Annotated in this window: 1 pseudogene; it reads left to right on the top strand. The window is 58.7% G+C overall.

The window, feature by feature from the left end:
• Positions 1–191: 191 nt before the first annotated feature.
• Positions 192–491: pseudogene (locus TR36_RS14610) on the top strand (Na+/H+ antiporter NhaA); the annotation flags it as partial.

The raw sequence follows: 491 nt of genomic DNA, 5'->3' as shown, positions 1-491 counted from the left end.
GGCTGACTGCAACGAATGCAGACGGGGCGGGGCTGGTTTTTGAAGTGCAGCTGCCCCTATTTAACGATCGAACAGAAACAGTGGAATGAGGTCTGAATGGCTCGGGCGATGAAAGTTGCGATTGTCGATGACGAGGCAGATTTGCGACAATCCGTCAGTCAATGGCTGGCCCTTTCCGGCTTCGACACGGAAACCTAGCCCTGATGGCCGTCTTCTTTTTGATGGTCGGTCTCGAGATCAAGCGGGAAATGACGGATGGCCAGCTCTCGACTTGGCCTCGCCGCATTCTGCCGGGGGTTGCTGCCGTCGGCGGTATGGCCGTGCCGGCGCTGATCTATGTCGCGCTGAATATCCACGATCCAAGCGCGCTGCGCGGGTGGGCCATTCCATCGGCCACCGATATCGCCTTTGCACTTGGCGTGTTGTCGCTGTTGGGGCCGCGTGTTCCAGCATCGCTGAAGGTATTTCTGGCCGCGCTCGCGATCATCGAT

It is taken from the genome of Falsirhodobacter sp. alg1 (genome assembly GCF_000739715.2).
GTDB lineage: Bacteria > Pseudomonadota > Alphaproteobacteria > Rhodobacterales > Rhodobacteraceae > Falsirhodobacter.
Note: the sequence above shows the minus strand (reverse complement) of the source record. Positions and strands in the feature narration are given on the sequence as shown.